This window comes from Streptomyces wedmorensis (assembly GCF_000716445.1).
GTDB lineage: Bacteria > Actinomycetota > Actinomycetes > Streptomycetales > Streptomycetaceae > Streptomyces > Streptomyces wedmorensis.
Genome location: NZ_JNWK01000206.1, coordinates 1 through 265, shown reverse-complemented (window position 1 = coordinate 265; position 265 = coordinate 1). Strand labels below are relative to the sequence as shown.

Below are 265 nucleotides of genomic sequence, written 5' to 3'. Positions count from 1 at the left end.
GAGCGTCAGCCGCGTGCCGGCCATGATCTCGACCTCCTCACCGACCGGGACGGGGTCGAGGAAGGCCAGGGTCTTCTCGACGTCGGAGTCGTCGTAGAGGGGCTTGGCCGGGCGGTGCTTGGACCAGCCGTGTTCGTCGGCGTGCCGGGCGGCCTCCATCTGGAGGCGGGCGCTGTCGCGCAGCACGATCCCGGCGAGCCGGGCGGTGTGGGCGCTGGTCAGGATCGGTCCCCGGAATCCCTGCCGGACCAGGCGGGGCAGGTAG

General features: G+C 72.5%; 1 protein-coding gene. It reads right to left on the bottom strand.

The features are described from left to right. Positions 1–265: hypothetical protein (locus OO54_RS41115; protein ID WP_033212950.1), on the bottom strand; the 265-nt coding region annotated here is incomplete at both ends.